22 protein-coding genes are annotated in these 25,963 nt (G+C 70.3%); 11 read left to right on the top strand and 11 right to left on the bottom strand.

Features of this window, described 5'->3' with window-relative positions:
* Window positions 1-97: 97 nt before the first annotated feature.
* Window positions 98-1,276, bottom strand: coding sequence for an exonuclease SbcCD subunit D (locus K7W41_RS08035; RefSeq protein WP_224606667.1), 1,179 nt, complete (start codon window positions 1,274-1,276; stop codon window positions 98-100).
* A gap of 137 nt (window positions 1,277-1,413) precedes the next feature.
* Between K7W41_RS08035 and K7W41_RS08040 the strand changes: the two genes are divergently transcribed.
* From K7W41_RS08040 to recR, 3 genes are all read left to right on the top strand, one after another.
* Window positions 1,414-1,995, top strand: a complete 582-nt coding sequence (locus tag K7W41_RS08040; protein ID WP_224606670.1) for a GNAT family N-acetyltransferase — start codon at window positions 1,414-1,416, stop codon at window positions 1,993-1,995.
* Window positions 1,996-2,078: 83 nt separating this feature from the next.
* Window positions 2,079-2,369 carry a YbaB/EbfC family nucleoid-associated protein gene (locus K7W41_RS08045; protein ID WP_221088046.1) on the top strand — a complete coding sequence of 97 codons (291 nt, stop codon included), beginning with the start codon at window positions 2,079-2,081 and terminating at the stop codon, window positions 2,367-2,369.
* 118 nt (window positions 2,370-2,487) lie between these two features.
* Entirely contained in the window at window positions 2,488-3,090 is a 603-nt protein-coding gene (recR, locus tag K7W41_RS08050) for a recombination mediator RecR (protein WP_224606672.1), read from the top strand.
* A 69-nt stretch (window positions 3,091-3,159) separates the two neighbouring features.
* On the opposite strand, the gene K7W41_RS08055 is transcribed toward recR, so the two are convergent.
* Together K7W41_RS08055 and K7W41_RS08060 are read right to left on the bottom strand one after the other, a co-directional pair.
* Window positions 3,160-3,858, bottom strand: coding sequence for a polysaccharide deacetylase family protein (locus tag K7W41_RS08055; RefSeq protein WP_224606676.1), 699 nt, complete (start codon window positions 3,856-3,858; stop codon window positions 3,160-3,162).
* Window positions 3,851-5,062, bottom strand: a complete 1,212-nt coding sequence (locus tag K7W41_RS08060) for an MFS transporter (RefSeq protein WP_224606679.1) — start codon at window positions 5,060-5,062, stop codon at window positions 3,851-3,853. Before K7W41_RS08060 ends, K7W41_RS08055 begins: the two co-directional genes overlap by 8 nt.
* 38 nt (window positions 5,063-5,100) lie before the next feature.
* On the opposite strand from K7W41_RS08060, the gene K7W41_RS08065 reads away from it, so the two are divergent.
* Window positions 5,101-5,775 carry a glycosyltransferase gene (locus K7W41_RS08065; protein WP_224606682.1) on the top strand — a complete coding sequence of 225 codons (675 nt, stop codon included), beginning with the start codon at window positions 5,101-5,103 and terminating at the stop codon, window positions 5,773-5,775.
* Here the strand turns inward: K7W41_RS08065 and K7W41_RS08070 are convergent.
* On the bottom strand, window positions 5,735-6,916 hold the full coding sequence (locus K7W41_RS08070) for a glycosyltransferase (protein WP_224606685.1): 1,182 nt from the start codon (window positions 6,914-6,916) through the stop codon (window positions 5,735-5,737). The two genes, K7W41_RS08065 and K7W41_RS08070, sit on opposite strands and share 41 nt — an antisense overlap.
* 211 nt (window positions 6,917-7,127) lie before the next feature.
* Here K7W41_RS08070 and K7W41_RS08075 point away from each other — a divergent pair, with 211 nt between their 5' ends.
* Window positions 7,128-8,150, top strand: coding sequence for a YkoP family protein (locus K7W41_RS08075; protein WP_224606688.1), 1,023 nt, complete (start codon window positions 7,128-7,130; stop codon window positions 8,148-8,150).
* Between the two features lie 422 nt (window positions 8,151-8,572).
* Here the strand turns inward: K7W41_RS08075 and K7W41_RS08080 are convergent, their stop codons facing one another.
* From K7W41_RS08080 to K7W41_RS08095, 4 genes are all read right to left on the bottom strand, one after another.
* On the bottom strand, window positions 8,573-9,097 hold the full coding sequence (locus K7W41_RS08080; protein WP_224606691.1) for a hypothetical protein: 525 nt from the start codon (window positions 9,095-9,097) through the stop codon (window positions 8,573-8,575).
* A gap of 323 nt (window positions 9,098-9,420) precedes the next feature.
* Window positions 9,421-12,393, bottom strand: coding sequence for a GAF domain-containing sensor histidine kinase (locus K7W41_RS08085; RefSeq protein ID WP_224606693.1), 2,973 nt, complete (start codon window positions 12,391-12,393; stop codon window positions 9,421-9,423).
* Between the two features lie 137 nt (window positions 12,394-12,530).
* A complete protein-coding gene (locus K7W41_RS08090; RefSeq protein WP_221088038.1) occupies window positions 12,531-13,211 on the bottom strand; it encodes a response regulator in 681 nt (226 codons plus the stop codon).
* 76 nt (window positions 13,212-13,287) lie between these two features.
* Entirely contained in the window at window positions 13,288-15,033 is a 1,746-nt protein-coding gene (locus tag K7W41_RS08095) for an ABC transporter substrate-binding protein (protein ID WP_224606696.1), read from the bottom strand.
* 285 nt (window positions 15,034-15,318) lie between these two features.
* Between K7W41_RS08095 and K7W41_RS08100 the strand changes: the two genes are divergently transcribed.
* Window positions 15,319-16,227 carry an Hsp33 family molecular chaperone HslO gene (locus K7W41_RS08100; protein WP_224606699.1) on the top strand — a complete coding sequence of 303 codons (909 nt, stop codon included), beginning with the start codon at window positions 15,319-15,321 and terminating at the stop codon, window positions 16,225-16,227.
* A gap of 22 nt (window positions 16,228-16,249) precedes the next feature.
* Window positions 16,250-17,581, top strand: a complete 1,332-nt coding sequence (locus tag K7W41_RS08105) for a lasso peptide biosynthesis B2 protein (RefSeq protein WP_224606702.1) — start codon at window positions 16,250-16,252, stop codon at window positions 17,579-17,581.
* On the opposite strand, the gene K7W41_RS08110 is transcribed toward K7W41_RS08105, so the two are convergent.
* Together K7W41_RS08110 and K7W41_RS08115 are read right to left on the bottom strand one after the other, a co-directional pair.
* Window positions 17,578-18,465 carry a hypothetical protein gene (locus tag K7W41_RS08110; RefSeq protein WP_224606705.1) on the bottom strand — a complete coding sequence of 296 codons (888 nt, stop codon included), beginning with the start codon at window positions 18,463-18,465 and terminating at the stop codon, window positions 17,578-17,580. The genes K7W41_RS08105 and K7W41_RS08110 overlap by 4 nt on opposite strands.
* Entirely contained in the window at window positions 18,462-18,713 is a 252-nt protein-coding gene (locus K7W41_RS08115; protein ID WP_224606708.1) for a PqqD family protein, read from the bottom strand. The genes K7W41_RS08110 and K7W41_RS08115 overlap by 4 nt, the downstream gene beginning before the upstream one ends.
* Before the next feature lie 156 nt (window positions 18,714-18,869).
* On the opposite strand from K7W41_RS08115, the gene K7W41_RS08120 reads away from it, so the two are divergent.
* Both K7W41_RS08120 and K7W41_RS08125 read left to right on the top strand, forming a co-directional pair.
* Window positions 18,870-19,037, top strand: a complete 168-nt coding sequence (locus K7W41_RS08120) for a hypothetical protein (protein ID WP_224606711.1) — start codon at window positions 18,870-18,872, stop codon at window positions 19,035-19,037.
* Entirely contained in the window at window positions 19,024-22,431 is a 3,408-nt protein-coding gene (locus K7W41_RS08125; protein ID WP_224606714.1) for an ExeM/NucH family extracellular endonuclease, read from the top strand. Before K7W41_RS08120 ends, K7W41_RS08125 begins: the two co-directional genes overlap by 14 nt.
* 44 nt (window positions 22,432-22,475) lie before the next feature.
* On the opposite strand, the gene K7W41_RS08130 is transcribed toward K7W41_RS08125, so the two are convergent.
* Window positions 22,476-23,510, bottom strand: coding sequence for a GrpB family protein (locus K7W41_RS08130; RefSeq protein ID WP_224606717.1), 1,035 nt, complete (start codon window positions 23,508-23,510; stop codon window positions 22,476-22,478).
* 61 nt (window positions 23,511-23,571) lie between these two features.
* Between K7W41_RS08130 and K7W41_RS08135 the strand changes: the two genes are divergently transcribed.
* Together K7W41_RS08135 and K7W41_RS08140 are read left to right on the top strand one after the other, a co-directional pair.
* Window positions 23,572-24,843, top strand: a complete 1,272-nt coding sequence (locus K7W41_RS08135; protein WP_224606720.1) for a S1C family serine protease — start codon at window positions 23,572-23,574, stop codon at window positions 24,841-24,843.
* The gene (locus K7W41_RS08140; protein ID WP_224606722.1) at window positions 24,840-25,949 is read left to right on the top strand and encodes a tRNA nucleotidyltransferase/poly(A) polymerase family protein; all 1,110 of its coding nucleotides are present in this window, start codon (window positions 24,840-24,842) and stop codon (window positions 25,947-25,949) included. Before K7W41_RS08135 ends, K7W41_RS08140 begins: the two co-directional genes overlap by 4 nt.
* Window positions 25,950-25,963 lie beyond the last annotated feature (14 nt).

Consider the following 25,963-nt stretch of genomic DNA (forward strand, 5'->3'; position numbering starts at 1 on the left):
GGGCGGCGAATGGGTGATGGGTGATGGGTGATGGAAAAAGCAGCGCGCTGCCCCTTTCTATTCCGGCTCTTTACCATCAACCGTTGACCTTCACCCATCAACATCCTTCCTCCTGCCGCGCCCATTCATCGGCCTGCTGAAACGCGGCGCGCAGGTCGCCCGGCAGTTCACCCCGGCGCTCGCGGTGGTAGCGCTCGTAGAGGTCCAGCAGGCTCAGGCCCTCGCGCTTCAGGTCCGGGGTGGCAAGGTCTTCCTGCTGGGCGTCAAGTTCCACCGCCAGGGCCGTGGGGGCCAGCCGCAGCACGCGGTCCTTCAGGCCCGGCAGGGCGGTGCCGGCGGGCGCGCGCACCACCACCTTCAGCAGGCCGGGAAAGCCCTGTTCGCGCGCCAGCCGGGCCTCCACCTGCTCCAGGTCCACCCGGACGGTGCGCAGTTCGCGGCCACTGGCCAGGGGAATGGTGTGCAGGCGGGCCGGTCGCCCCGGCTCAACCTCCACGAGGTTCACGCCCTTTTTCTCGCCGCCCTCGCCAAAATCCAGCTGAATTACGCTACCGGGGTAGGCGGCCATGGGCGAATCGCTGACCTGCTGCGGCTTGTGCACGTGCCCCAGCGCCACGTACTGCGCGCCGGGCGGCAGTTGCAGCCCCGAGAGCGTGTAGGCGTTGGTCAGGTCAAACTGCAGGGTGCGCTCTGAGCCGCTGGGCACCGCGCCGTCCATGGTGGCGTGGGCCATCAGCATGTTCACGGCCCCCGGCCGAAAGCCCTCGCCCAGACGGCGCAGAAAGAAGCCCATCCCCTCGCGGTACTTCTGGCGCCACATGCCGGTGTCGCCGCCCATCAGGTCGGCGGCCTTGACCAGCCGCCGCTCTGACAGGTGGGGCAGGGCGCCCACCACCAGCGTCTCGCCCGCCCTGGTCTGCACGGTGCGCACCATCTCGGCGGCGTTGGTGCTGGGCTGCGCCACCACCTGCACACCCACCCAGCCCAGCAGTCCGGTGACCGACTGCAACCTCGCGGCGCTGTCGTGGTTGCCAGCAATGACCACGCTGGGAATCCCCGCGTCGCGCAGGCGCAGAAAGAAGTCGAACACCGCGTGCTCGGCGTCGGCGGATGGATTGGCGGTGTCGAACAGGTCGCCCGCCACCAGCACGGCGTCGGCGCGCTCGGTGCGGGCCAACGCGGCGATTTCCGTGAGGGCCTCGTGCACTTCCGGGGTGCGGTCAAAGCCGCGCAGCGAACGGCCCGCATGGAAATCAGCGGTATGAAGTACGCGCATCACAGAAAAAATAGCATGAGGGGCTATGGGGGCAGAACGGCACCCTCTCACCGGGTCCCCGCGTGGCACAGCGCCCACCCCAAGAATCTTTGAACGCCCGCCAGCCCATCGGCTGTGCCACACCTCTACCCTGCAGCATGGCCATTGCCGCTCCATCGCCCCTGCTCACCGGTCAGCGCACGGTCCTGCGCCCTGTCGAAGAAGGCGATGCGTCCTTCATCTTGAAGCAGCGACTTGACCCACGCATTGGCGCCCACCTGCACGCTACCAGCCCTGACCTGTCCTCTCAGCAACTCTGGATTCGCCAGCAAAGAGAGAGGCCAGACGATTATTACTTTGCGATTTGCCTGCGCGGCACGGGCGAGATGAGGGGCGTGATTGGCCTCTATAACGTCACAGCGCAGGAAGCGGAACTGGGCCGCTATATCTGCATCGGTGCGCCGGAACAGGCGATGGAAGGGTCTTTGCTGCTCCAGCACTGGGCCCTGGAAACGCTGGGGCTGAACGTGGTGTACTGCACGTTTACCCCGGCCAACCGCACCACCCGCGTCCTGACCCGAGTGCAGCAGTGGTACAGGCACCCCGAGCCTGTGACCGACGCACTGACGGGCACCCTTCTTGAGCGGTGGCAAACCGACCAGCAAACCTTCAGGGCCAATCGACCCCGACTTCTACAGCGACTGGAAGCCCTACGAGAGGCGGCAGGGCCAACCCGCTAAATCTTCAGTCCGCCGCTGCCCTCTTCCCTGTTCCATACCCGCTGGCACCTTCTGCCCGGCCCAGGCCCGGTAAACTGCAAGGCATGGACATGAAGAAGCTGATGAAACAGATGCAGCAGGCCCAGGCCGCTGCCGCCAAGATTCAGGACGACCTCGCCGCCAAATCTGTGGAAGGCACCGCCAGCGGCCTGGTAACGGTGACCATGAACGGCCACGGCAAGGTGACGGCCCTGAAGATCAAGCCCGAAGCGGTGGACGCGGACGACGTGGAGGCCCTGGAAGACCTGCTTCTGGTGGCCCTGCAGGACGCCAGCGCCAAGGCCGACGCCCTGCAGCAAGACGCCACGCGCGGCCTGGGCATCCCCGGCTTCTGATGCGCGCGTTTTCCGCGTTCACCCCGCAGCGGGTGAAGCCATGCACGCTGGGCGTGGGGCCATGGGCCATGGGCCATGAGCCATCGGCCATCTCTCCTTTGCCCCAGGCGGCGCAGCCATGAAATATCCCCCCTCGCTGGTGGCCCTGATCCGCGAACTCTCGCGGCTGCCGGGCATTGGGCCCAAGAGCGCGCAGCGGCTGGCCTTTTACCTGTTCGAGCAACCCCGCGAGGACATTGAGCGGCTGTCGCGGGCGCTGCTGGAGGCCAAGCGCGACCTGCACACCTGCCCCATCTGTTTCAACATCACCGACGCGGACAAGTGCGATGTGTGCAGCGACCCCACGCGCGACCAGAGCACCATCTGCGTGGTGGAAGAACCCGGCGATGTCATCGCCATTGAGCGCAGCGGCGAATACCGGGGCCTCTACCATGTGCTGCACGGGGTCCTGAGCCCCATGAACGGTGTGGGCCCGGACCGCCTGCAAATCAAGCCTCTGCTGCCGCGCGTGCAGGAAGGCCACGAGGTCATCCTGGCGACCGGCACCACCGTGGAAGGCGACGCCACCGCCCTGTACCTGCAGCGGCTGCTGGAACCCCTGGGCGCGGTCGTCAGCCGCATCGCCTATGGCCTGCCGGTGGGCGGCGCGCTGGAATACGCCGACGAGGTGACCCTGGGCCGCGCGCTGGCCGGCCGCACCCGCGTGAGCAAGTCCGGGTAAAGAAAACTTTTTCGGAGGCCGTCCCCAATGAATGAGGACGGCCTCTTCCTGTGCCCGCGAGCGTTGCCCTTAGCCGCCGTAGCTGGCCCTCAAGCGTTGCCAGCCGGCCCGCCAGCCGATGCGCTGGGGGGGCAATTCGTGCAGCGGAACGGCACTCAGACCGCGTTCGTGCAGGCCGGCGAGCAATCTGTCCAGCAGGGCTGGCGTGACCGCTGGGCCGTCGTGCAGCAGGATCACGCTGCCGGGCTTCACGCGGGCCAGGGTCTGCCGGGCCAGGGTACTGGCGTCGGCGGCGGTCCAGTCGCGGCCCTCCACGTCCCACAGGGCCACCTGCCGCCGGGCGGCGCGGACCAGCAGCCGGGTCCAGGGACTGTGGCCGCCGTAGGGGGGGCGGTACAGCAGCGGCCCCGGCTGCCCCGGGCGGGGATGCCAGCACACCTGGGCCCACTCCTGCCAGGGGGGCAGCAGCAGGGCGTGGCGGTGCCAGCGGCCGTGGGCTTCCAGACGGTGCCCGGCCGCTTCCAGGGCTGCCAGCCCCGCCGGAAAGGCCGCGCACGCCGAGGCAGTGACGAAGAAGGTGGCGCGTACCCCATGCCGCGCCAGCACCGCCAGCAATTCCGGGGTGCGCGGGCTGGGGCCGTCATCGAAGGTCAGGGCCACGCGGGGCTGGCCCGGGTCGCCGGCCCCCAGGGCGCCCCAGCCCGCCGCGCGGCCCCACAGTTCGCCCAGCAGCGGCACCAGCAGGAGCGGCAGCCAGCGCCTAGCCACGCGCCTCCTGAAACACCCGGCGAAACACCACGTACCCGGCCGAGGTCAGGCCAGCCAGCACGGCGCCCAGCACAAAGGGGCCCGGCACCCCCGCCTTGGCCAGGGCGAGGCCTCCCAGCAGCGGTCCCAGGGCGGTGCCCGCGTTCTCCACGGTCATCAGCACGCCCCAGGCGGCGGGGCGCTGGGCCACCGGCAGCACGCGCGCCACCAGCGCGGCCCAGGCGGGCGACAGGAAGGCGTAGCCCAGTCCAGCCACCACCGCCAGCACGTACAGCAGCCACGGGGCGGGCGTCAGGGCAAAGCCCGCAAAGGCGAGGCTGACCAGGCCGTACCCGATCATCACCCCGGCGCGGGCCTGCCCCTGGTCGGCGAAGCGGCCGGTGAGCGGCATGGTGCCGTAGGCCACCGCCCCGCCCAGGCCCAGCAGGGCCACCACCCCCCAGTACGTGAGGCCCAGGCCGTCCTCGGCCATCCGGAACAGCCACGGCCCCAGCAGGGTCATGCTGAGGGTCTGCATGAAAGCGGCGGGCAGCAGCGGGAGCAGGGCCGACATCACCGAGCGGGCCTTGGGGTCGGCTGCGGCGTCACTGGCGGGCAGCACTCGGCCCAGCGGCAGCAGCAATGCCAGCGCCGCCGAGAGCAGCAGCAGCCCCAGGCCCAGCCAGAGCGCAAAGGCGTCGCCCCGCCCAGCCAGTGCGCCGAACACCAGGAACCCCAGGCCCGACAGGGGCATGATGCCGTTGCCCACCAGCGCCAGCGCCCGGCCCTGGTACCCGTCACGGGCCGCGTCGGCGGTGAGGTTCATGGCCACCGGCCACATGGCGGAAAAGCCCGCACCGTGCAGCGCCGAGGTCAGCAGCAGCGCCCACACGCTGGGCGGCGCCAGCAGCATCAGCGCCAGCGCCAGCACGCTGAGCCCTGCGCCCGCCAGGGCCACGGGCCGCAGCCCGAACCGGCCCAGCAGGGCGCCCGCCGGGCCGCGCATCAGGGTGTCGGTGAGGAAATGGGCGGTCCAGGCGCCTGCGGCGGCGGTCACGGGCAGGCCAAACTGACTGTCAATGACCTGGGTCAGGTAAGCGCCGTACAGACCGCTGCGCACGAACTCGGCGCAGGCCAGCGAGGCCGCCGCCACCCCCACTGGTCCCAGGCCCTCGGCGCGCAGGGGCAGGCGGTCACGCGGGGCGCGGGGGCGCACCGGCGTCATGGCCGCGCTCCTGGCAGGCGGTCTGCTAGGTTGTGGCCGTGCCCGCGTTTACCGTCGTGATTCCGGCCCGCAACGAGGCGAACTACCTGCCCCAGACCCTGCGGGCCCTGGACCGTCAAACGCAGGCGCCGCAGGCCGTGCTGGTGGTGGACAACGGCAGCCGTGACGACACCGTGGCCCTGGCCCGCGCCTGGGGCGCGCAGGTGCTGCAATGCAGCGAAAAGGGCGTGGCCCGCGCCCGGCAGCGCGGCCTGGAAGCCGCCCAGACCGAGTGGGTGGCCACCACCGACGCCGATTCGCTGCCCGCCCCAGAGTGGCTGGAGCGCCTGAACGCCGCGGCACCGGGCCATGTGGCCCTGTACGGCCCCATGCGCTTTTCGGGCGTGGCGCCGCACTGGTCGGGCCTTTCGCAGGCGGCTTACAGCACCTTCCTGCACGGCGCGCGGCTGCTGGGCCGGCCCAATCTGGCCGGGGCCAACATGGCCTACTCGCGCGAAGCCGCCCTGCTGGCCGGCGGCTATCCGGATGTGGAAGCCTACGAGGACGTCATTCTGGGGCAGGCGCTGGCGCGCCTGGGCGAGGTGGCCTACGTGCGCGGCGCGCTGGTGGAAACCAGCCCGCGCCGCCTGGACCGGGGCGTGGTGCCGTTTGTGTGGCAGCACCTGCGCAACATCAGCGGTCATACACGAGGCTATTTCGGGGATGACCGCTAGCCCCCTCGGGAAAGGGAATTTCCAGTGGGCGGCCCAGCACCTGCCGGTACACGTCCAGCACCTGCGACGCCACCCCAGCTGGGGTGGTGGAGGCCCCGAAGGTGCGCGCGCCCGCCGAGAGGCGCGCCCACAGTGCCGGCTCATCCAGAATCTGGCGGGTGTACCAAATCAGGGCGTTCACATCGGCCGGGCGCACCAGATAGCCGCTGCGTTCGTGCGCCACACCGCTGAGGGTGCCGCGCGCCCCCACCGCCACCACCGGCACGCCCATCAGCTGGGCTTCCTGCAGCACCAGCCCCTGCGTTTCGGTGTCGCTGGCGAACAGGAACAGTTCCGCAAGGCGGTAGTACGCCCCGATCTCGGTCCAGGGGCGCACCCCCAGGAAGGTCACCCGGTCGGCAATGCCCAGCCGGGCGGCGTGGGCCTCCAGATGGGCGCGCTCAGGGCCCTCGCCCAGCACCACAAGGTGCGCGTCGGGCAGGGCCGCCACCGTGTCCAGCACGTGGTCAAAACGCTTTTCACGGGCCAGGCGGCCCACGCTGAGCAGCCGGCGCTTGCCGTCGGGCCAGGGGTTCCCGATAGGCGGCGCGGCGCGCAGCACGCGCGGGTCAATGGACGTGGGAATCACCACGGGGCGGCGCACCCGCATGGCGCGCAGCACGTCCAGCATGCCGGCCGTGGGCGTGATTACGGCGTCGGCGCGGCCGTAGAGCAGGCTCATGGCCTTGGTGACCACGCCGGTGTGGCGCTGCAGGGCCGTGACGCCAGGCACGTAGTGGGTGTAGGCCTCAATGTGCGTGTGGTAGGTCGCCACATGCGGCACGTTCCACTTGCGGGCCAGCCGGGCGCCCGCCAGGCCCAGGGTCAGGGGCGTGTGGGTGTGCACCACGTCATACTTCTGGGTGAAGTCCTTGCGCGTGGGCCACGCGAGGCGGTAGGTGGGCAGGAACACGTAGCGCACCGAATCCACCCGCACCACGTCGGCGCGGCTGTCCACATGCTCGGGGAAGTCGGGGGCCACCACATCCACGTGGTGCCCCTGGGCGCGCAGCTCGTCACTCAGGAGCCCCACGCTGGTCACGATGCCGTTCTGATCCGGCAGGAACGTGTCCGTAAACAGCCCGATCCGCAGCGGCTTCATGCGCGCTCCAGGGCACGGCGACCGTGAAAGTTTAAGGATTCCTGAAGCATCACTAGACAGGAGCATACGACGCCAGAGATGAGAGTGGGGCCAGAAATGTGCGCCCGCCGGGGGGGCTTCTCATCTGCGCTGCTGCTCAGGGCTCAGGGCGGGCCACCTGCCCAGTGGCACGCGGTTTCCCCTCTTTGCTGCGGTGCTCTACAGTGGCGCCATGACCACGCCCCACCCGCTCTGGCTCCGCGCCGCGCTGCATGCGGGGGTGGGCGGCACGTGGCATGGCGGCCACCCCGGGGACCCGCGGGTGGGTCTGGCCGTGCCTGTTCAGACCCTGGATGAACTGGCCCGCACCCAGCAGGTGCTGCGGGACGCTGGGGTGCAGGCCACCCTGCTGGTGCCCCCGGCGCTGGCCCGGCAGGCACCGGCCGAGGTCCGTGCTGCCCGCGCCAGGGGCCACGAGGTGGGCGGCCTCGGGGACCCGGCCGGGCTCAGTGTTCTGGAGGTGGCGGCGGCGCACCCGGTGACCACCTGGGCCACCCCGGCCACCCTGGGGGCCCTGCGGCAGTTGGGGGCCCGGCACCTACGCGCCCTGCCCCCCGGCCCAGCCCAGCCGGCCCCGGGCGCCCTGCTGAGCGTGGCCCCCGAGCACTTGGCGGCCACGCTGGCGGCGCTGCAGGCTGGTGGGTATCAGCCGGTGCCGGTGGGGGCCGTGCCGGAGGTGCGCCCCGCCCAGCCCGGCGACCTGTGGCCGCGCGTGTATGCCCGGCTGGTGGAAGACCGCTTTGCCCGCCAGCACCGCGTGATTGACCTGACGGCGCGCGCCGATGGCGTGATGCGGGTGGCGCCGCTGGACCACGCACCGGCCCCTCTGCCGCTGCCCCGCCACACCCCCACCGCCGAATTGCATGTGCATTCGCCCCGGCTGGTGGGCCTGAGCTCCCGCAGCGCCCTGCTGGCCTACCGCGCCTACCGCCGCAGCCTGAAAGACGTGGCCCAGGCCCTGCAGGAGCGGCCCGAACTGCAGGCGGCCCAGGCTGTTTTTGCGGTAACGCTGCTTCACGCGCCGTTGGCCCAGTCGGGCTTTGAGCTGCTGGACCTGCCCCCGGCCCGCGCCCGCTGGTACGGCCTGGGCTTTCGCCTGCTGCGCCGGGCCTACGGCACCCACCGCGCCCCCAGCGAGGGCGTGCCAAAGATGGCGTGGCTGAGCCGGGAAGCGTTCCTGCGGCTGCATGGATAGAGGGAGTTCCGAGGCCAAGGGGCTCAGGGGGTCGGCGCGAAACTTTAGTGTTCATCGTGTGCGCCGTGACTTTGGGCCATAGTCAACTCACCTCTGCGCACGTTGCCACATTCTTTGAAGCCCATCCTCCGGCTCGTGGTGACGTTCACCCATTGATCGGTCCAACCCGAATGAGCCCAGCGTCATTCACCTGCCAGCGATGGACGGTCGCCCTGGAGACCCCAGAGCGCCTGGTTACGTTACTGACTGCGGGACACGCATCGGCCTGGACCAAGACATCAAGGCTCTCGTGTTCGCTGCACCGCTTGTGTTTCATGACCCCTGCCTGGAGACGATCTTGTCCCATTCGGAGTGGGCCGGCAAACCGGGGTCACGTCAGCTTTGCCCAGTTGTCCTCACTCAGGGAGAATCAGTCAGCGCGCTCAACGGAGGAAATCAAGGGCTTTGATCGGGTCCGGCCGCTTCACGTTCTCGGTCTTCGCTTGATCACTGAAGTACACGCTCACCACTGTCCAGTGCGCGACGTTTGGGTCCGACACCAAGCTGCCTGGGTTTGTGCCGGGGATGGTCGGCTGCACAGCATATAAGGGGATGCAGCGGTTAAGCGGCAGCGTTTTGGGCACAGCAGGGAAGGCAGTGATCACCCCATACGATGAGGTCAGCTTGACGCACATGCTGACCTTATCGCTGCCTGCAGCCATGGCCAGCCGCTGCTCGCCCGGTGCACAGCCCGTGGGCAGCAACGCCACCGTCACAGGCAGGACGCGGCGCTGCTCAAGGTCCAAATGTGCCCCACCCATGGACATGAAGAAGCTGCGCGCGCCCTTCGGAGGTGTGACCTCGAAGGTCTGAACCGAGCCTAAGACTTGTGCCAGTTCAGCGCTGGTGGGCGGTCGCTGCTGAACAGCGGCTGTTGACGTGCTGCTCAGGAGAACAGAAATCAGCATGATTGAGCGCATGCCTCCACCATGGCATGACGGCGCCACGCCAGGGGGAAGAAATGGGCTTCACAGATGCACGCTCTGTGGTAACGGGCTGATTATCCAGACACCCCAAGGGAAGTCGCACGAGTGGCTTTACGAGGGCATTGAGTTGGCCACCATCGCGCCCACTGCCAGCTTGCCGTCTGTAGCCTGTCGGCTTGCGCAGTCTTTGCCAACCAGGAGCGTTGAGGGATGAGGCGCTGCTGGATGAGCCGCCTCACGAAGCGGCCCCGTTAACAGATGTGGTGTAGATGGAAAAAGCACGCTGTCGGCTGTCTCCCCTCCCCCTACCCCGGCAGCGTGAACACCAGCGTCGTCCCCGTGCCGGGGCTGCTCTCGACCTCCAGGGTGCCGCCCGTCAGGGTCACGCGCTCGCGCAGGCCAATCAGGCCCAGGTGGCCGGCCTCGGCGCGCTGCTGGGCCTGATCGGGGGTAAAGCCCTGGCCGTCGTCGGTAATGGCGAGGCGCACATGGGCGCCGTCAAAGGCCACGCGGATGGCGGCGGTGGAGGCGCGGGCATGCTTGTCCACGTTGTTCAGGGCCTCCTGGGCCAGCCGGAACAGGGTGAGTTCGGTGGCCGGGTTCAGGCGCCGTTCCTGGCCGCTGACCTCCAGGCGCGTCAGGGTGGAGGCGGCCGAGGCCAGCCATTCCAGCGCGGGCAGCAGGCCCAGGTCGTCCAGCACGCTGGGGCGCAGGTTGCGGGCAAAGCGGCGCACGCCGTCAATGGCAGCATTGAGGTCCTGCTGAATGTCGTTGGCGCGCTCCCGCTGTTCGCCGCTGAGGTCGCGCGCCAGCCGGGCCACGCGGCGGGTGGTGGCGGTGAGCACCTGCGCGGTGTCGTCGTGCAGCTCGCGGCTGATCCGGCGGCGCTCTTCTTCCTGCGCCTGGGTGAACAGGGTCAGGAAGGCGCGCATCTCCACCGTGCGGCTGGCGGCGGCTTCCAGGGCCTGTCCCCGGCGCGCAATCTCGTCGGCCAGGGTCTGCAGCTCCGAGAGGTCGCGGCTGACGGTCAGCACGCCCCGGCCGCCGTCCACCGGGCTCAGGCGCACCTCTAAGCGGTAGGGCCCCACCTGAATATCTGCGCGGCTGCCCGACTGGGTGCGCGCCAGGTGCCACGCGGCGTTCAGGGCGCCCCGGGTCTCGGGCGTGGGCAGGGTGAGCAGGTCGGCGCCGTCCAGCGGCCCGGTCAGGGGTTCAAGCAGCGCCCGCGCCGCCGGGTTGGCGTAGGTGACCACGCCCCGGTCATCGGTGGAGATAATCAGGTCGTGGGCGCCCTCGGCCAACTGGCGGTAGCGGGCTTCCTCGCGCGCCAGCGCCGAGAGCAGCCGCTCGCGGGTGAGTGTCTGGGCAATCTGGTCGGCAATGCTGCGCGAGAGGTGCAGCAGGTGCTCGCCGGGCGGGGCGGTGCCCGGATCGTCCAGGTACAGAAAGCCCAGCAGCGGCGGCCCCGGGGGCTCGTGGTCGGGGCCCGGGGCGCGGTCCGGGCCCAGCAGCGGCACGATCAGCGCGCTGCCCGCCACCGGCAGGGTGTGGCGGCGGGTCAGGGCGCGCGGGCCCCGGCCCAGTTGCGCGGCCAGGGCCTGCAGGTCCGCGCGGGAAGGCACATGCAGGTTGTAGGTGGCGCAGCGCGAGAACTCGCCGCGTTCGTCGGTCAGGGCGATCAGGCCCCGGGCCGCGTTCAGGGCGTGGGTGACCAGCCGGGCGGTGTCGCCCAGGGCCGCGTCGCTCTGGTTCTCGCCCAGCACCCGCGCCACGCTCAGCAGGGCTGCCGCCTCGTTCTCGCGGCGCAGCTCTTCTTCGTACAGCCGGGCGTTTTCAATCGCCAGCCCCGCCTGCGAGGCGAACACGGCCGCCAGCGCCAGATCGTCGCCGTCCAGCGGCAACGGCACCTCCCAGTACAGGGTCAGCGCCCCGAACACGCCCGCGCGGGTGATCAGGGGCAGGCTCAGCACGCCCCGGTAGGGGTAGCGCCCGGCGGCCAGCAGTTGCCGGGTGTAGCGGCTGCTGCCGCCGTAGTGCTCGGTGTTCAGGTCCCGGGCGGCCACCGGGGCGCACTCGGCAATGGCGCGGCCGGTCACGCCCACGCCCACCTTGGCGCGCACCCGCAGCATGTACTCGCTGGGCAACCCCAGCGCCGAGCGGATGTTCACGGTGCGGCCGTCCGGCTGCCGTTCGTACACGGCCGCCGCGTCGGCGCGGAACAGGGTCACCGCGCGTTCGAGCACCCGCTCCAGGGTGTCCGAGAGGTGCAGGCTGCCGGCCAGGGCCTCGCCCGCCTCGCGCAGCGCCTCGGCCGCCGCGCGTTTGCGGGTCTCGATGCCGTACAGCCGGGCGTTGTCAATCGCCAGCGAGGCCTGTTCGGCCAGGGCCAGCACCAGCCGGGCGTCGTCCTCGCTGGCACTGGCGCCGGGGGCATTGGTGTCCACGTACAGCAGCCCCAGCGCCTGCCCCCGCGCCGACAGGGGCGCGATGACCGCCGCGCCCGGGTTCAGTTCGGCCAGCCCCCGTGCCAGCGGGGTGCCCGCGTCGCGGCCCCGCTCGAAGCGGATGGCCTCGCCCCGGCGCACCAGCGTTTCGAAGGTGACGGGCCCCACGCCAATGCCGCCGCTGAACGGCTCGGCAAAGCCGTGGGTGAACACCTCGCCGGTGCGCGCCCCGCCCTCGCGCAGTTCGCTGAACAGGGCCACAAACGCGCGGTGAAAGCCCAGGGCCAGCGCCGCGCTCTGGGCGGTCACGGTGAGCACCTCGGCCAGATTCAGGCTGCCCCCCAGGCGGCGCACCAGCCCTTCCACGGTTTCGGCAATGCGGCCGTGGCCGCGCCGGGCTTCTCTGGCCTGCACGCCTTCCACGGCCAGGGCCAGCAGCGGCGCGGCGCCCAGCAGCGCCCGCACGCCCCCCGGCGCGGCCCCCACGAATTCCAGCACCCCGCAGCCAAAGGGCAGCGCGCACAGCATGCCGGCTTCCTGCAGCACGCCCAGGGTCAGGGCGTCTTGCACCAGCGCCGGGTCACCCAGACCCAGGCCGCGCCCGTCCTCGGCCACCGCCACGGGGGCGCCGTCCACCACGATCCACACCCGCACCCCGTGGGCATGCGCGAGGCGGCAGGCGTAAGCGGCCAGCACCTCGCCAAACTGCCCCAGGCTGGTTGCGGCCGAGAGGCCAGGGGGAAAGGGAGGCAGCGCAAAGGCCCCCTCCGGGCCCGGCACACTGCTGCCCCGCGCCTCCCCGTGGGCCCCTGCGCCTGCTGACCACTCGGTCATCCGGCCGCCCGCCTGTGCCCTGGCCGGACTCGCCCAGCCCAGTACCTAGGCTGGGCACCGCCGGCGCCCCCGGCCACCCCCGCCCGGGGCGCCCCACAGGGTTTTGCCCACACCCCACACCCCACGTCCTACACCCCCTACAGGCTCTTGGGATCAATCCAGCCGCGCTTGATGCCGTACAGCACCGCCTCGGTGCGGCTGCCCACGCCCAGCTTGGAAAAGATGTTGGCCAGGTGCACCTGCACCGTGCGCGGGCTGATGTCCAGGTCGCGCGCAATCTCCTTGTTGGTGCGCCCGGTGGCCGCCACCCGCAGCACCTCCAGTTCACGCGGCGAGAGGTCGTCTTCGGGGGGCGTGGGCGTGGTGTGGGTGGAAAAGCGTTCGAGCACCTTCCGGGCCACACTGGGGTGCAGCGCGCTCTCGCCCGCCGCCACCGCCCGCACCGCGCCCAGCAGGTCGTCCTCCGAGGCGTTTTTCAGCAGGTAGCCGGCCGCGCCCGCTTCCAGCAGGGCGAACACGTAGGCGTCGTCGTCGTAGCTGGTGAGCACCAGCACACCCACCCCCGGCTGAATCGCCTTGATGGCCTTGGTGGCGTCAATGCCGTTCATGCCCGGCATGGAAACGTCCATCAGGATCACGTCGGGGGTGAGTTCACGGGCGCGGGCAATGGCTTCCTCGCCGCTGCCGGCCTCGCCCACCACGCGCAGGTCGCTTTCGCTTTCCAGCAGTTCGCGCGTGCCCTTGCGCACCACGGGGTGATCGTCCACCAGCAGCAGCGTGATGGGGCGGCCCGGGGTGTCCAGCGTGTGTTCCAGCATGCGCGCAGCATAGCCCGCGCGCCGCCCCTGCTGGGGAGCAGGTGGGCGGCGCGCGGGGCGAGTCAGCGGGTCAGGTTCAGCTCTTGCTAAGTTTGCGCCACAGTGTGCCAGTGGTAAACGAGGTCATGGGGTTGTAGGTGGCCTCGCTCACGCCCTGCAGGTTGTCGCGGTGCACCACGAAGCCCGGGTTACTGGGCAGAATGATGTACAGCGCCAGTTCCTGGGCGCGGCGGGCAATCTGCGAGTACAGCTCGTCGCGGCGGGCCGTGTCGGTGGTGGAGCGCGCCTCATTGATCCAGGCGTCAATCTGCTGGTCGCCGGCTCCGATGCGCGGGTTGTAGTAGCCCTCCGACGAGTAGAAGGTGTGCACGAAGTTATCCGGGTCGGCGTAGTCCGGGGCCCAGCTGGTGGTGATCATCGGCTCGGTGCCGGCGTTGCCGGCCTTGAGCAGGTCGCTCCACGCCTTGGCCACAATATTCACCTTGAACTTGGGGTTCAGGGCTTCAATGTTCTTTTTCAGGATTTCCATCGCCGTTTGGGCCGGCACGCTGCCCGCACGGTAGGAAATGTTCACGGCGAAGCCCTTGTCCCACACCTGCCCGCCCCAGGCCCGCTGGAAGGCGGCCTTGGCGATCTCGGGGTCAAACTTGGCGGCCTCCACCGAAGGGTCATAGCCAGGGAAGGTTTCCGGCAGCAGGAAGTTGCGCGGCTCGCCCTTCCCGGTCTGCACCTCCTCAATGTAGGTGGGGATATCAAAGGCCGCCACGAAGCCGCGGCGCACGTCCACATCGCTGAAGAAATTGGCGGGAATGCCCTGGCCGTCCAGTTTGCCGCTGCCAATGGCCTTGCCCTTGATGTTCTGGTTCAGGCTCAGCGCCGAGGCGGTGGTATCGGGCAGGTCGTCGAGCACCACCACGCCGTCTTTGCCCTCCAACTGCGCCTTGATGACCGCGCGTCCGCCCGTTTCGATCAGGTCGGCGTCGCCTTTCAGGAAGGCCTGAATGCGCGGGGCCAGCTCATCTGCGCGGCTGATCAGCACGTTCTTGATCTTGGGCTTTTCGCCCCAGTAGTCATCAAATGCCGTCGCCGTGACCGAAGTGGCCGACTTCTCCACCAGGCGGTAAGCCCCGGTGCCGCTGGGTTTCTGGGACAGCGGGCTGTTGGTCAGGTCGGTGCCCACGGCCTTTTTCCAGGTGGCCTCGGTGCCGTCCCACTCGCCAATTTCGGCGGCGTGTTTGCTGTCCACGATGCTCTGGCCCACGTAGGCCAGCTTGGCCAGGAACGCGGGGTCCGGCTTGGGCAGGGTGAACACCAGGGTCTGGCCGTCGCATTTCACGGCGTCCGTGATGCGCTGCCAGGTGATGGTCTTGTCGTCGTTGGCGTTGGCGCCCGTGCCCAGCAGCGACTCGGCGATGAACCAGTTGCCGCTGTCGGCGTGGTTGGTCACCAGATTGCGCCGGAAGGTGTACTCCGCGTCGGCGCAGGTCATGGGGTTGCCGGTGTGGAATTTCACGCCTTCGCGCAGGGTAAAGCGGTACTCGCGCCCGCCTTTGCCCTCGGTCCACTCGGTGGCCAGCAGGGGCTCCAGCTCGTCAAGGCTGCTTCCCTTGTAGGTCAGCAGGGTTTCGTACAGGTTTTCCACAATCTGGCCGCTGCCGGTGTCATAGGTGGCGCCGGGGTCCAGCGTAGGCACGTCGGACGACTGCTGCACCACCAAGGTGTCTTGCTTGCCGGTGGAGGCGGTGCCGCCCTTGTTGTTGCAGGCCGCCAGCGTGAGGGCCAGGGTGGCCAGCGCCAGGGCGCCGAGAGAGCTCCGTTTCATAGTGACTCCTTGGAGAAACCGGGCGGCCCGCACAGGGCCGGGGATTTCAGAGGTGAAGTGGAACGCTGCGCCCGTGTAGGGCCTGACAGCGTGACTTCTCATGCTAGGCAGCTCACGTGAGACCTTTTGTCCTGGGAACTGAAGAAAGGCCAAACAGGTGTCACTGCGCCAGTGCTCCGTTGACGGGCGTTCGTGGGCTGGCCCTCAGGTGAGCGCGGCCCTGGATTCAGGCGAATGCGAGGCCCTGCACACCCCAGCTCCCGGGCGGCAGGTAAGGTGGGCGCCATGACCCTCTCCCTCCCCGATTCCTATCTTCTGCGCGGCACCGCCGCCGGCGGCACCCTGCGGCTGGTGGGCATGGAGTCCTCGCGCATTGTGGAAGACGCCCGGCTGCGCCACGGCCTGAGCAAAACGGCCACGGCGGCCCTGGGCCGCACCCTGACCGCCAGCGCCCTGCTGGCCGTGGTGCTCGGCAAACGCACCGACAGCCGCGTGAACCTGCGCCTTGAGGGGAACGGCCCGGTGGGCTGGGTGGTGGCCGAAGGCAGCGCCGACGGCCGCGTGCGCGGCTACGTGCGCCACCCGGACGCTGACCTGCCGCTGCGGGAAAGCGACGGCAAGCTGGACGTGCGCGGCATCGTGGGCCAGGAGGGCGAAATCGCCGTGACCCGCCTGCTGGACAACGGCGAGCCCTACACCGGCAGTGCCCACCTGGTGAGTGGCGAGATCGCCGAGGACGTGAGCACCTACCTGGGCGTTTCCGAGCAGATTCCGAACGCGGTGCTGCTGGGGGTCTATGAAGAAGGTGGGCGCGTGGCCCACGCAGGCGGGCTGCTGATTCAGGCCATGCCCGGGGTCAGTGACGAGACCCTGGGGCGGCTGGAGGCCAACGTGCGCGCCATGGGCCAGCTGACCGACCACCTGCGCCGCGGGGGGCTGCTGGCCGCCCTGGAGCGCGCCGCCGAGGGCCTGGACCTGCGCCTGGCCGCCGAGGCCCAGCCGGCCCGTTTTGAATGCCGCTGCTCGCGGCAAAAGGCCCAGGACAGCCTGAAGTTTTTCAGCGCCGCCGAGCGTCAGGACATGATCGAGACCGGCGGCCAGGAGATCGTGTGTCACTGGTGCGGTGAGCGCTACCAGATCACCCCAGCCGAGATTGAGGCGCTGGACCAGGGCGGCGCCCACGCCCTGGCCTGAGGCGCGCTAGGCTGCGGCCCTGATGACCCGCCCCGATCTTCAGCTGGTGGCGCGCGCGCTGACCACGCCGCCCCATGCACTGGCCGCGCCGTGGCTGCCGCATGTCCGGGCCGCGGGGCTGGGGGGCGCCCTGCGCGCCCGGTTGCCCCAGGACCATCCCTGGCGCCCGGCCCTGCGCGCCGACGCCCTGGGCCAGGGCGCGCGCCACGCCGTGATCCGCAGGGCGGTCTTCGCCCTGTACACGCGCTGGCTGGACGCCGGCATCCCGGCCATCCTGATCAAGGGGTTTGCCCTCGCCGAGTTCGAGTACGCCCACGACGGCGCGCGCTTTTACGGGGACGTGGACGTGCTGATTCCCCCCGACCCCGAAACGGTGGTTCGGGCGGTCAATGTGGCGCTGGCCCACGGCTGGCGCAGTGACGGCCTGCACGCCCACCCCGAGGCCTGGACCCACGAAAGCGTGCATCTGCTCAGCCCGGACGGCCAGGTGCGTCTGGATGTCCACCGGTTTCTGCCCAGCAACTGGCTGGCAGGCACCGCGCGCAGCGCCGCTCTCTCGCGGGGCCTGTGGCAGCGGGCCCGGCAGGTGAACTGGCAGGGCGTTCCCGCGCTGAGGCTGCACCCACTGGATGAGGTGGTCGTGGCCATTGCGCTGGGGCGCTGCTGGGGTGGAGACCGGGGCGGGCTCAAGGGCGCGGACTATCTGGACCTGGAGCTGCTGTGCCGTCACTACGGACTGCAGGCGGCCGAACTCGCCGCCCACGCTGCCCACCTGGGTGCCACCCAGACCTGGAAGGCTTTCTGGCAACTGTGTAATCCGCTGCAGGGACAACTGGAATTGCGACCTGCCGTTACGGCGCCGCTCCTGCAGGCGGCGGCGGCGCGCGACGGTGTCAAGCGGCGGCCGCAGGTGCTGGGCCGGCTGCGGCGCGTGCTGGAGCTGGCCCCCTACCTGTTCACTGGCCTGGGGGACATGCTGCGCGCGATGTGGGCCGTGCGGCGGGGCGGTGATCCCCGCACCCATCTGCAGGGTTGGACCCCGGCCACCGCCGTTCACATCCGCCTGAGCTTGCCACAGGTGAACCGCACAGTCAGTGCGGTGCGGCTGCTCACCCGCTGGCTGCACCCCCGCCAGAAACGCGAGGGGGTGTGTGTGCCGCGCGCTTACGCCACCTACCGCGCCCTGCGCCGCCTGGGCTACCCGGCGGTGTTCGTGAGCGGCGTGGCGCGCAGCGGCGCGGGGGTCACCGGGCATGCGTGGGTGGAAAGCGACCGGGGCCCCCTGGACGCGTACGGCGAGCCCTTCAACCGCCGGCAGTTTCGCGTGCTGTTTCAGTGGCCGCCACAGGATTAGGGAGCGGCCCCATCGGGCGACCCAACCAGCGCGGCCACCGCCGCGGGCACCTCGTCGCGCGTGATGGCCTGCCACACCGGGCCCCGCACCAGCCGCTGCACCGCCTGCGTGGCGGCCGCCCGCCCACGGGCGGTGAGGGGCACCCCACTGGCTTCCCAGGCGTGGCGCACCCGCTCGGCCGCGCCAGGCACAGCCTGAATCCCGGCTGCCCCCAGACACAGCACGCCGCGCAGGGGCGCAGGCGGCGCAGCGTCCAGGCGCAGCAGGGCCTTGCCCCGGGGATCGCGGGGGGCGGCGTCAAATTCGGGCAACAGGTGCGGCGCAAACCGGGCCACACTGTCGCGGTAGGCCCGCAGGGTGCGGTCCAGGCCCACCGCCTCGCCCTGCGGGCCCACCCAGGCGCGGTCTTCGGCCAGGATGGTCCAGCCCGCAGCGCGCAGCCGCAGGGCCGCCGTGCTTTTGCCCGCGCCACTGACCCCCAGCACGGCGGCGGCCCCCGCTGGCCCCGAGACCAACGCCGCGTGCAGCGGCAGCCAGCCGCCGGCCCGGTGCACCTCGGTCAGGGCCAGGGCCCACAGGTCCCGCGCCGCGCCGGGCCCGGCGTGCAGGCGGGCGCCGCGCGCCCCCACCTGCCCGTACAAATGGCCCTCCAGCCAGAACTCGTCCCCGCGCGCCCAGACCGGCACCTCGCGGTCCATCAGCCGCAGGTGCTGGGGCGCCAGACCGGGCGGCACCGGCGGACAAGGACCCAGCGTCACGTTCAGGGTCCGCTGGGGCGCGGTGTTCCCAACAGCGCGCGCCCAATCCAGCTGCAGCGCGCCCAGCAGCGGTTCAGGCAGCGCACTGGCGCTGACCTGGGCGTCCAGACTCTGCCAGGCGGTCACGAGCGCTGAACCAGCCCCCGGCGCTGCAAGTCGGCCAGCAGCGCGGCCACATCGGCCTGGGCCTGGGCGGCGTCCAGGCCGAAGGTCTGCTGCAGGGCGGCGGCCAGCTGCGCCTCGTGGGCCGGCAGGGCCTGCCACACCACCCGGCCGCTGGCGTTCAGGCCAAACATCTCGCCCCGGCTGGCCTGCATGAGAATCAGTTCGTCGTCCAGATCGGTGATCAACAGGTCGTCTGCGGCGCGCCACATGCCTTTCAGGGTAAGGCCTGCCCCCCCCAGTGGGCCCCACCTGTGCGGGCGCCCCGGTCTCAACATCCGCTGACCTCTTTGGCATATATTCGCGCTCGTCTCATTTTCATAACACCCCCTTCCGACAGATCTCATTCGTGCAGGTCAAGGAGTTTCGTGCAGCACACCGCCCCTGAACAGCCGCGGCCCCAGGCCGCCCCGCGCTACATTCCGCCCGCACTGACCCCGCTGGGCGCTTGGCAGACCGTGACCCTGGTGGGTTCGGTGGGCTTCAACGGCCTGCCGGGCATGCCCTTTCCCGGAGGCAGCGATGAAGTCCGTTAACGCCCTGATGCTGGTGGGCCTGCTGGCCCTGAGCGCCTGCAGCGCCCCCACCACCGTGACCCCGCCGGCCACGCCCGTGGCGACCACGCCGGCCAAACCCAACCCGGCCAAGACCTTTGGCCTGTACGAACTGCGCGTCAACGGCCTGAGCGCCCAGGGCGACGCCAGCGTGAGCCGGGTGGGCCTGGGCGCCCAGGCGGCCGAAGTGCCCTTTGACCAGCTGAGCTTCGACCGCATCAGCATGAGCAATCTGTCAGACCCCGGCAACCGCGTGGTGCACATGACCGCCGCCTTCCGGGTGACCAACAACACGGGAAGCACCATCACGCTGCCCACCTTCATTCCCGTGGACACCGACGGCAGCTACGCCACCGATGGCCAGACGCCCTTTCGCAACGTCAAGACCCGCACGGGTGCGCCGATCAGTGCCAGTGGCATGGCGGTGGAGCAGGGGCACACCAACAGCGGCGGCCCGATTGCGCCCGACCCTGCGGCCACCCCTTTCCTGACCAACATTGACAGCGGCACCGTGACCATCAGCGTGCCGGCCGGCAGCACCGCCCCCAACGTGGGTCACCGGGGCTGGCAGAGCGCAGCGGCCCTGGCCCCCGGCGCCTCGCAGATCGTGACCTTTGCCGCGCGCGTGCCGATGCAGGGCACGGACCTTGGCGACAACGATCCGTTCAGCTTCAGCCTCGTGTTCTCGGTGGCGGACAACCCCGGCACCGTGGCGGGCCTGCGCGGCATCCACGAGGTGCAGGGCAGCACGCCCAGCGGCAGCGTGGCCAGCCCCCTGAACGGCCAGGCCGTCACGCTCGAAGGCGTGGTCACCGCCGTGACGCCGGGCCTGCAAGGCTTCTTTCTTCAGGAAGAAGTGATTGACACCGACGGCGTGGCCACCACCAGCGAAGGGGTGTTCGTGTTCTGCGCCGCCACCTGCCCCGCCGGCCTGGCCGCGGGTGACCGCGTCCGCGTGAGCGGCACGGTGGCCGAGTTCCAGGGCGGCACCCAGATCTCCACCCCCACCGTGACCCGCCTGGGCACCGGCGCGCCGCTGCCCGACGCCCAGACGCTGACCCTGCCGCTGCCCGTGGCCCAGCGTGAACGCTTTGAAGGCATGCGCGTCACGGTGTCCGGCACGGTCACCAACAACTTCCCCCTGGGCCGCTACGGCAGCTTCGACATTGCCGACGCGCGCATTCCCAACTTCACCCAGGTCAATGCGCCCAACGCCTCGGCCTACAGCGCCTACCAGACGGCAGCAAAAGACCGGTTTATCCGCATTGACGACGCCAGCCGTCTGCAGAACCCGGACCCCGAAATCTTTGCCCGGGGCGGCCAGCCCCTGAGCGCCCTGAACACCCTGCGGGGTGGCGACAGCGTCACCGCCACGGGCGTGCTGAACGAGGGGAACGAAACCACCACGGCGGGCACGACCTCGGGCGGCGCGCTGGACACCTACCGGATTCAGGCGGCGCAGACTGATGTGGCCGTCAGCCCCACCAACCCGCGTCTGAATGCCCCCGAAGCCGTGGGCGGCAGCCTGCGCGTGGGCAGCATGAACGTGCTGAACTACTTCACCACGCTGGCTGGCAGCAACAGCGGCTGCACCCCGAACGGGGTGGACAGCGTGAATTCGCGCGGCGCCACCGACTGCGAAGAGTTCCTGCGCCAGCAGACCAAGATCGTCAAGGCGATTGCGGGCCTGAACCCCGACGTGCTGGGCATTCTGGAAATGCAGAATGATTTCGACAGGGGCGCTTACAGCTCGGTGGCCTCGCTCGTGAATGCCCTGAACACGGAAGTGGGCGCCGGCACCTACGCTTACATCAACCCCGGGCGCAAGGTGGGCAGCGACGCCATCAGCGTGGCCATGATCTACAAGCCCGCCGCTGTGGATCCGGTGGGCACCCTGGCGATTTTGGACAACTCGGTCAACCCCACCTACACCGACACCTGTAACCGCCCCACCTGGGCCCAGACCTTCCAGAGCAAGACCAACGGCGGGCGCTTCACGGCCGTCATGATGCACCTCAAGAGCAAGGGCAGCGTCTGCGCCGCGACCAGCGACGCTGATGTGGGCGACGGCCAGGGCAACGGGTACATTGCCCGGCGCAACGCCGCCAACGCCATTGTGAGCTGGCTGGGCACCAACCCCACGGGCGTGCAGGAAGACGACCGCATCCTGATGGGCGACTACAACGCCTACGCCCAGGAAGAGCCCCTGAGCCTCCTGGCCCAGGGCGGGTACGGCAACCTGTTTGGCGCCAATGTCTACTCCTACCAGTTTGACGGCCAGTGGGGCAGCCTGGACCAGGCCACGGCCTCGGCCAGCATGGCCGCGCAGGTGACCGGCAAGACCAAGTGGCACATCAATGCCGACGAACCAATCGTCCTGGACTACAACAAGGAGTTCAAGAGCGCCGGGCAGATCGCGAGCTACTACAGCGCCGATCCCTTCCGCAGCAGTGACCACGACCCCATCCTGGTGGGCATGGACCTGACGGCGCAGGCGCCCATTGCGCCGACCCCCCGCCTGCTGCTGACCCCGGATACGGCGAGTGTCACGACCGTCGTGGGGAGCACGAACACCGTGACCTTTACCGCCAGCAATGAAAACATTTCTGGACCCGTGACCGTCACCGTGACCCCCCTCAACGGCGCCCCCAGCGTGGTCACCGCCCCCAGCTCTGTGACGTCCGACGCGGCCTTTAACGTCACCGTGAGCGCGCCCAACGGCACGCTGCCCGGCACCTACACCTATGAGGTGAAGGCCCAGAACGGCGCCTATGTGGACACCAGCACGCTGACGGTGACGGTCCGCGCGCCGGTCAACCACGTGGTGATCAGCCAGGCCTACGGAGCGGGCGGCAACGGCTCAGGGAGCACCGGAGCGCCTTACCGCAACGACTTCATTGAGATCTTCAACCCCACCAGCGTGAACCAGAGCCTCAACGGTCTGTTCTTGCACTTCACCAGCGCCAATAGCGCGTTCACGGGCACGCCCCTGGCCCTCAACAACGTGACCCTGGCGCCCGGGCAGTACTACCTGGTGCAGTGTGCTGCGGGCGCGAACACGGCCGTCCCCACCCTGCCCAACCCCGACCAGACCAACTGCACCTTCGCGATGGGTGGAACTTCGTTCAAGGTGGCGCTGACCAACACGAACGTGGCGCCTGGAACAGGCTCGCCTGTCGGCGGCAACATTGTGGACTTTGTGGGCGCTGCCGCGAACCAGTTCGAGGGACCCGGCGCCGCCCCCGCCCCCAGCAACGCCAACAGCGTGCAGCGCAAGAGCGCCGGCTGCCAGGACACCGATCAGAACAACCTGGACTTCGTGGCCGCTCCTGTGGCGCCCCGCAGCAGCGTGAGCCCGCTGGCGCCCTGCTCCTAACCCTTCACTCCTCTTGCCCGCCCCCTTCCCCGGGGGCGGTTTTTTTATCCCAGCTCAGCCAGCCAGTGGTGCCCCGGCTGCGTTTCCTCCAACGCCCAGCGCAGCCACGCCCTCCCCTCTGCATCCAGGGTGGGGGCCACCCGCCCAAAATCGGCCTCGTCCTTGCTGCGGGGATCGCGGCCAGCGGCGCCAGCTTTAAACAGCAGCACCGCTTCGGGCGCCAGATACGGCAGGCCGGCCGGGCCCAGGCGCCGGGCCCGGTGCAGGGGGAGGGTCAGACGGGGATCGCGCCGGTAGCGCCACAGGTCACCGCTCAGGTCACTCAGCAGCACGTCCAGCATCTGCACGCCGCGCAGGTTAGGGTGCCGGGCGTGCAGCTGGTGCAGGGGCGCGTCCAGAGGGCCGGTGTAAGGCTGATACACCCCGTCCACCGGCACGTCCAGCCGCCACCCCGCCAGCAACGCGGGCAGCTGCGCCTGGGCCGCCCGGTCCACCACCACGTCCAAGTCGTCGTGGGGACGGGCCACGCGGCCCAGGTGCAGGTCCAGCGCGGTGCCGGCGGCGAACAGCCAGAGCCCGTCCAGGGGCCCGAAAAGGTCAGCCACCTGCTGGGCGGGCGTGAACCCCACCGTCCGGGCGTGGTGGGCCAGGGCCACCGGGGCCAGCGCTTCGTCGGCGGCCCGGCGACCCTGGCAGAGAAAAACGTCGCGGTAGGTCTGGACCGCCCCCGCGTCGGCCCGCAGCAGGTCGCGCAGGGCCGCCTGCGCCGCCCGCCAGCCCGAGCCGTGGTCACACAGCACCAGTCGCCAGCCGCCCGGGTGGGTCCACTCGCCGGGGGCCTGCGCGGGCACATACCCCAGGGCACGTAGCCCCTGCACCTGCGCCGCGCTGGGCACCTCGGGCAGCAGGTCCAGGTGCAGTTCAGGCAGGTCCAGATCGGCCAGGGCGGGCACGCTGCCTGGGCCGCCGGGCGCCAGGGCAAACACGCCGTCCGGGCGGCCCCGGGCCAGGAAGTCACCCAGGGCCGCTTTCAGGTCGTGTTCAGCCGCCGGGAACCCGGCCGGGAAGGAGGGAAGCATCCATGAAGCAGACCACACCGCCGCTTCAGGCCGCATCCCCCGGCTGGCGGATAATGCCCCCATGAAAGGCAGAGGACTGGGAATCATGCTGGTGCTGGTGGGCCTGGGGCTGGGCGCCACCCTGCTGCGCGATCAGGTGCCCACCGGGAGCGCGCAGCCAGCGGCCCAGGCGCCACTGAACGAAAGCGGCGCGCGGCTGCAGAACGAACAGAACACCATTGACGTGGTGGGGCGTTTTGAGCCGGGGCTGGTCTTTATCAGCACCGAGGACGTGGTGGCCCAGGACCCGTTCGCCATGATGTTCGGCGCCGCGCCGGACCAGGTGCGCCAGGGGCTGGGCAGCGGCTTTTTCGTGAATGAGGCGGGCGACATCCTGACGAACTACCATGTGGTGGCTGGCGAAGACGGCCAGGGCGCCGCCGACCGCATCACCGTGCGGGTCATGAACCAGGAACAGAGTGTGCCCGCCGAGGTGATCGGGCTGGCGCCGCAGTACGACCTCGCGCTGATCCGCGCGCCGGGGCTGGCCAAAACCCTGATCCGGCCGATTCCGCTGGGGGACAGCGACGCCCTGAAGGTGGGCCAGAAGGCCATTGCGATGGGCGCGCCCTTCGGGCTGGACTTCAGCGTGACCGAGGGCATCGTGAGCAGCACCTCGCGGCAGATTCCCATTGGCTTCTCGGCCACGGGGGGCGAGGGGGGCGGCATCACCCAGAAGGCCATCCAGACCGACGCCGCCATCAACCCCGGCAACAGCGGCGGGCCCCTGCTGGACAGCAGCGGGCGCGTCATCGGCATTAACACCCAGATTTACTCGCCCAGCGGGCAGGCCACCGGCGTGGGCCAAAGTGCCGGCGTGGGCTTCGCCATTCCCATCAACACCGCGCGCAGCCTCCTGCCGCGCCTGCAGGCCGCCCGGGGGCAGGTGGTGGGGGCGCCAGACCTCGGCGTGACCCCGGGGCTGCTGGTGCAGTCGCAGGGCCGGGTGCTGCCCGTGGGCCTGAGCGTGCTGTCCACGCGCGGCAAGCGCGAACTGGAGCTGCCCGACCGGGGGCTGGTGGTGGGCGCCGTGCGGCCGGGCAGCCCCGCCGCGCGCGCGGCCCTGCGCCCCGGCACCCGCGAAGAGGCCTTCCGGGGCGGCGTGATCGTGCTGGGCGGCGACGTGATTACCGCCGCCGACCGGCAGCTGGTGGACGCCTTCGAGGACCTGCAGTCGGTCCTCATTGACAGGAAGGAGGGCGACCCCGTCACCCTGACCGTGGTGCGCGGCGGCCAGACCCGCACCGTGCAGCTCACCCTGGACGCCTCGGCCTTCCGGGTGCAGGGGCGGTGAAGGGCGCCGCCGAGCGCGTCTGGGCGAGGCTGCAGCCCGAGGATTTTCTGTGGCTCTCGGCCCTGGCCGCCCGCGCCGCGCCAGAGGGCATCGCGCTGGTCGGCGGGGCGGTGCGCGACGCCCTGCTGGGCCACACCCCTCTGGATCTGGACGTGGTGGTGCCGGGCGGCAACGTCGAGGCCCTGGCGCGCGCCTCGGGGCGGCCCTTTGTCTTTCACCCGGCTTACGGCAACGCGACCCTGGGCCTCCCGGATGGCCGCGCCGCCGATCTGGTGCAGGCCCGGCGCGAACACTACCCGGTGCCCGGCGGCAACCCGGTGCCTGCACCCGGCACCCTGGACGATGACCTGCGGCGGCGCGATTTCAGCGTGAATGCCCTGGCCCTGCACTTTTCCCCCAGGGGTCAGGTGACCCTGCGGGACGTGACGGGCGGCCTGAACGACCTGGAGGCCGGGGTGCTGCGCCCCCTACATGACCGCTCGTTTCAGGACGACCCCAGCCGCCTTGTGCGCGGCGCGCGCCTGGGGGCCCGCCTGGGGCTGCGCGCGCACCCAGAGCTGCTGGCCCAGGTGCCGGCCGCACTGGCCCTGGCCCCACAGACCCCCCGCCTGTGGGCTGAACTGAAGCTGCTACTGCAAGAGCCCCGACCCGGGCGGGCGGCGCAAGTGCTGCGCGACTGGGACGCTGGGGCCCTGCTGCCCGACCCCACCTTGCTGCTGGCCCTGGACCATTGGCGGGACGAGGGACAGTCCATTCCAGAGGCGGTGTACGCCGCCGCCCTGCTGCACGCCGCGCCCGATCCGGCCGCACTGGCCCGCCGCTTGGGCCTGGGCGAGCGCCCTGGCGCGCTGCTGGCCCGCGCCCTGTCCGACACCTTTTTTCCGCCCGGCACCCCCGAACGCACCCTGCGTGCGCTCCTGCGCCCGGAAGCCCACGAGGCACTGACGGGTAAGGACGTGCTGGCGCTGGGCGTGCCCCCCGGCCGCGCGGTGGGCGAGGCCCTGGCGCATCTGGCCGCCCTGCGCCGCGCCGGGCAACTGCGCAGCACCGACGAGGAACGCGCCGCCCTGAAAGCATTCCTGGCGACGAAAGCGCAGGGAAGCTAACCCCTAGAATGCCG

It is taken from the genome of Deinococcus multiflagellatus, assembly GCF_020166415.1.
Taxonomy (GTDB): Bacteria; Deinococcota; Deinococci; order Deinococcales; family Deinococcaceae; genus Deinococcus; species Deinococcus multiflagellatus.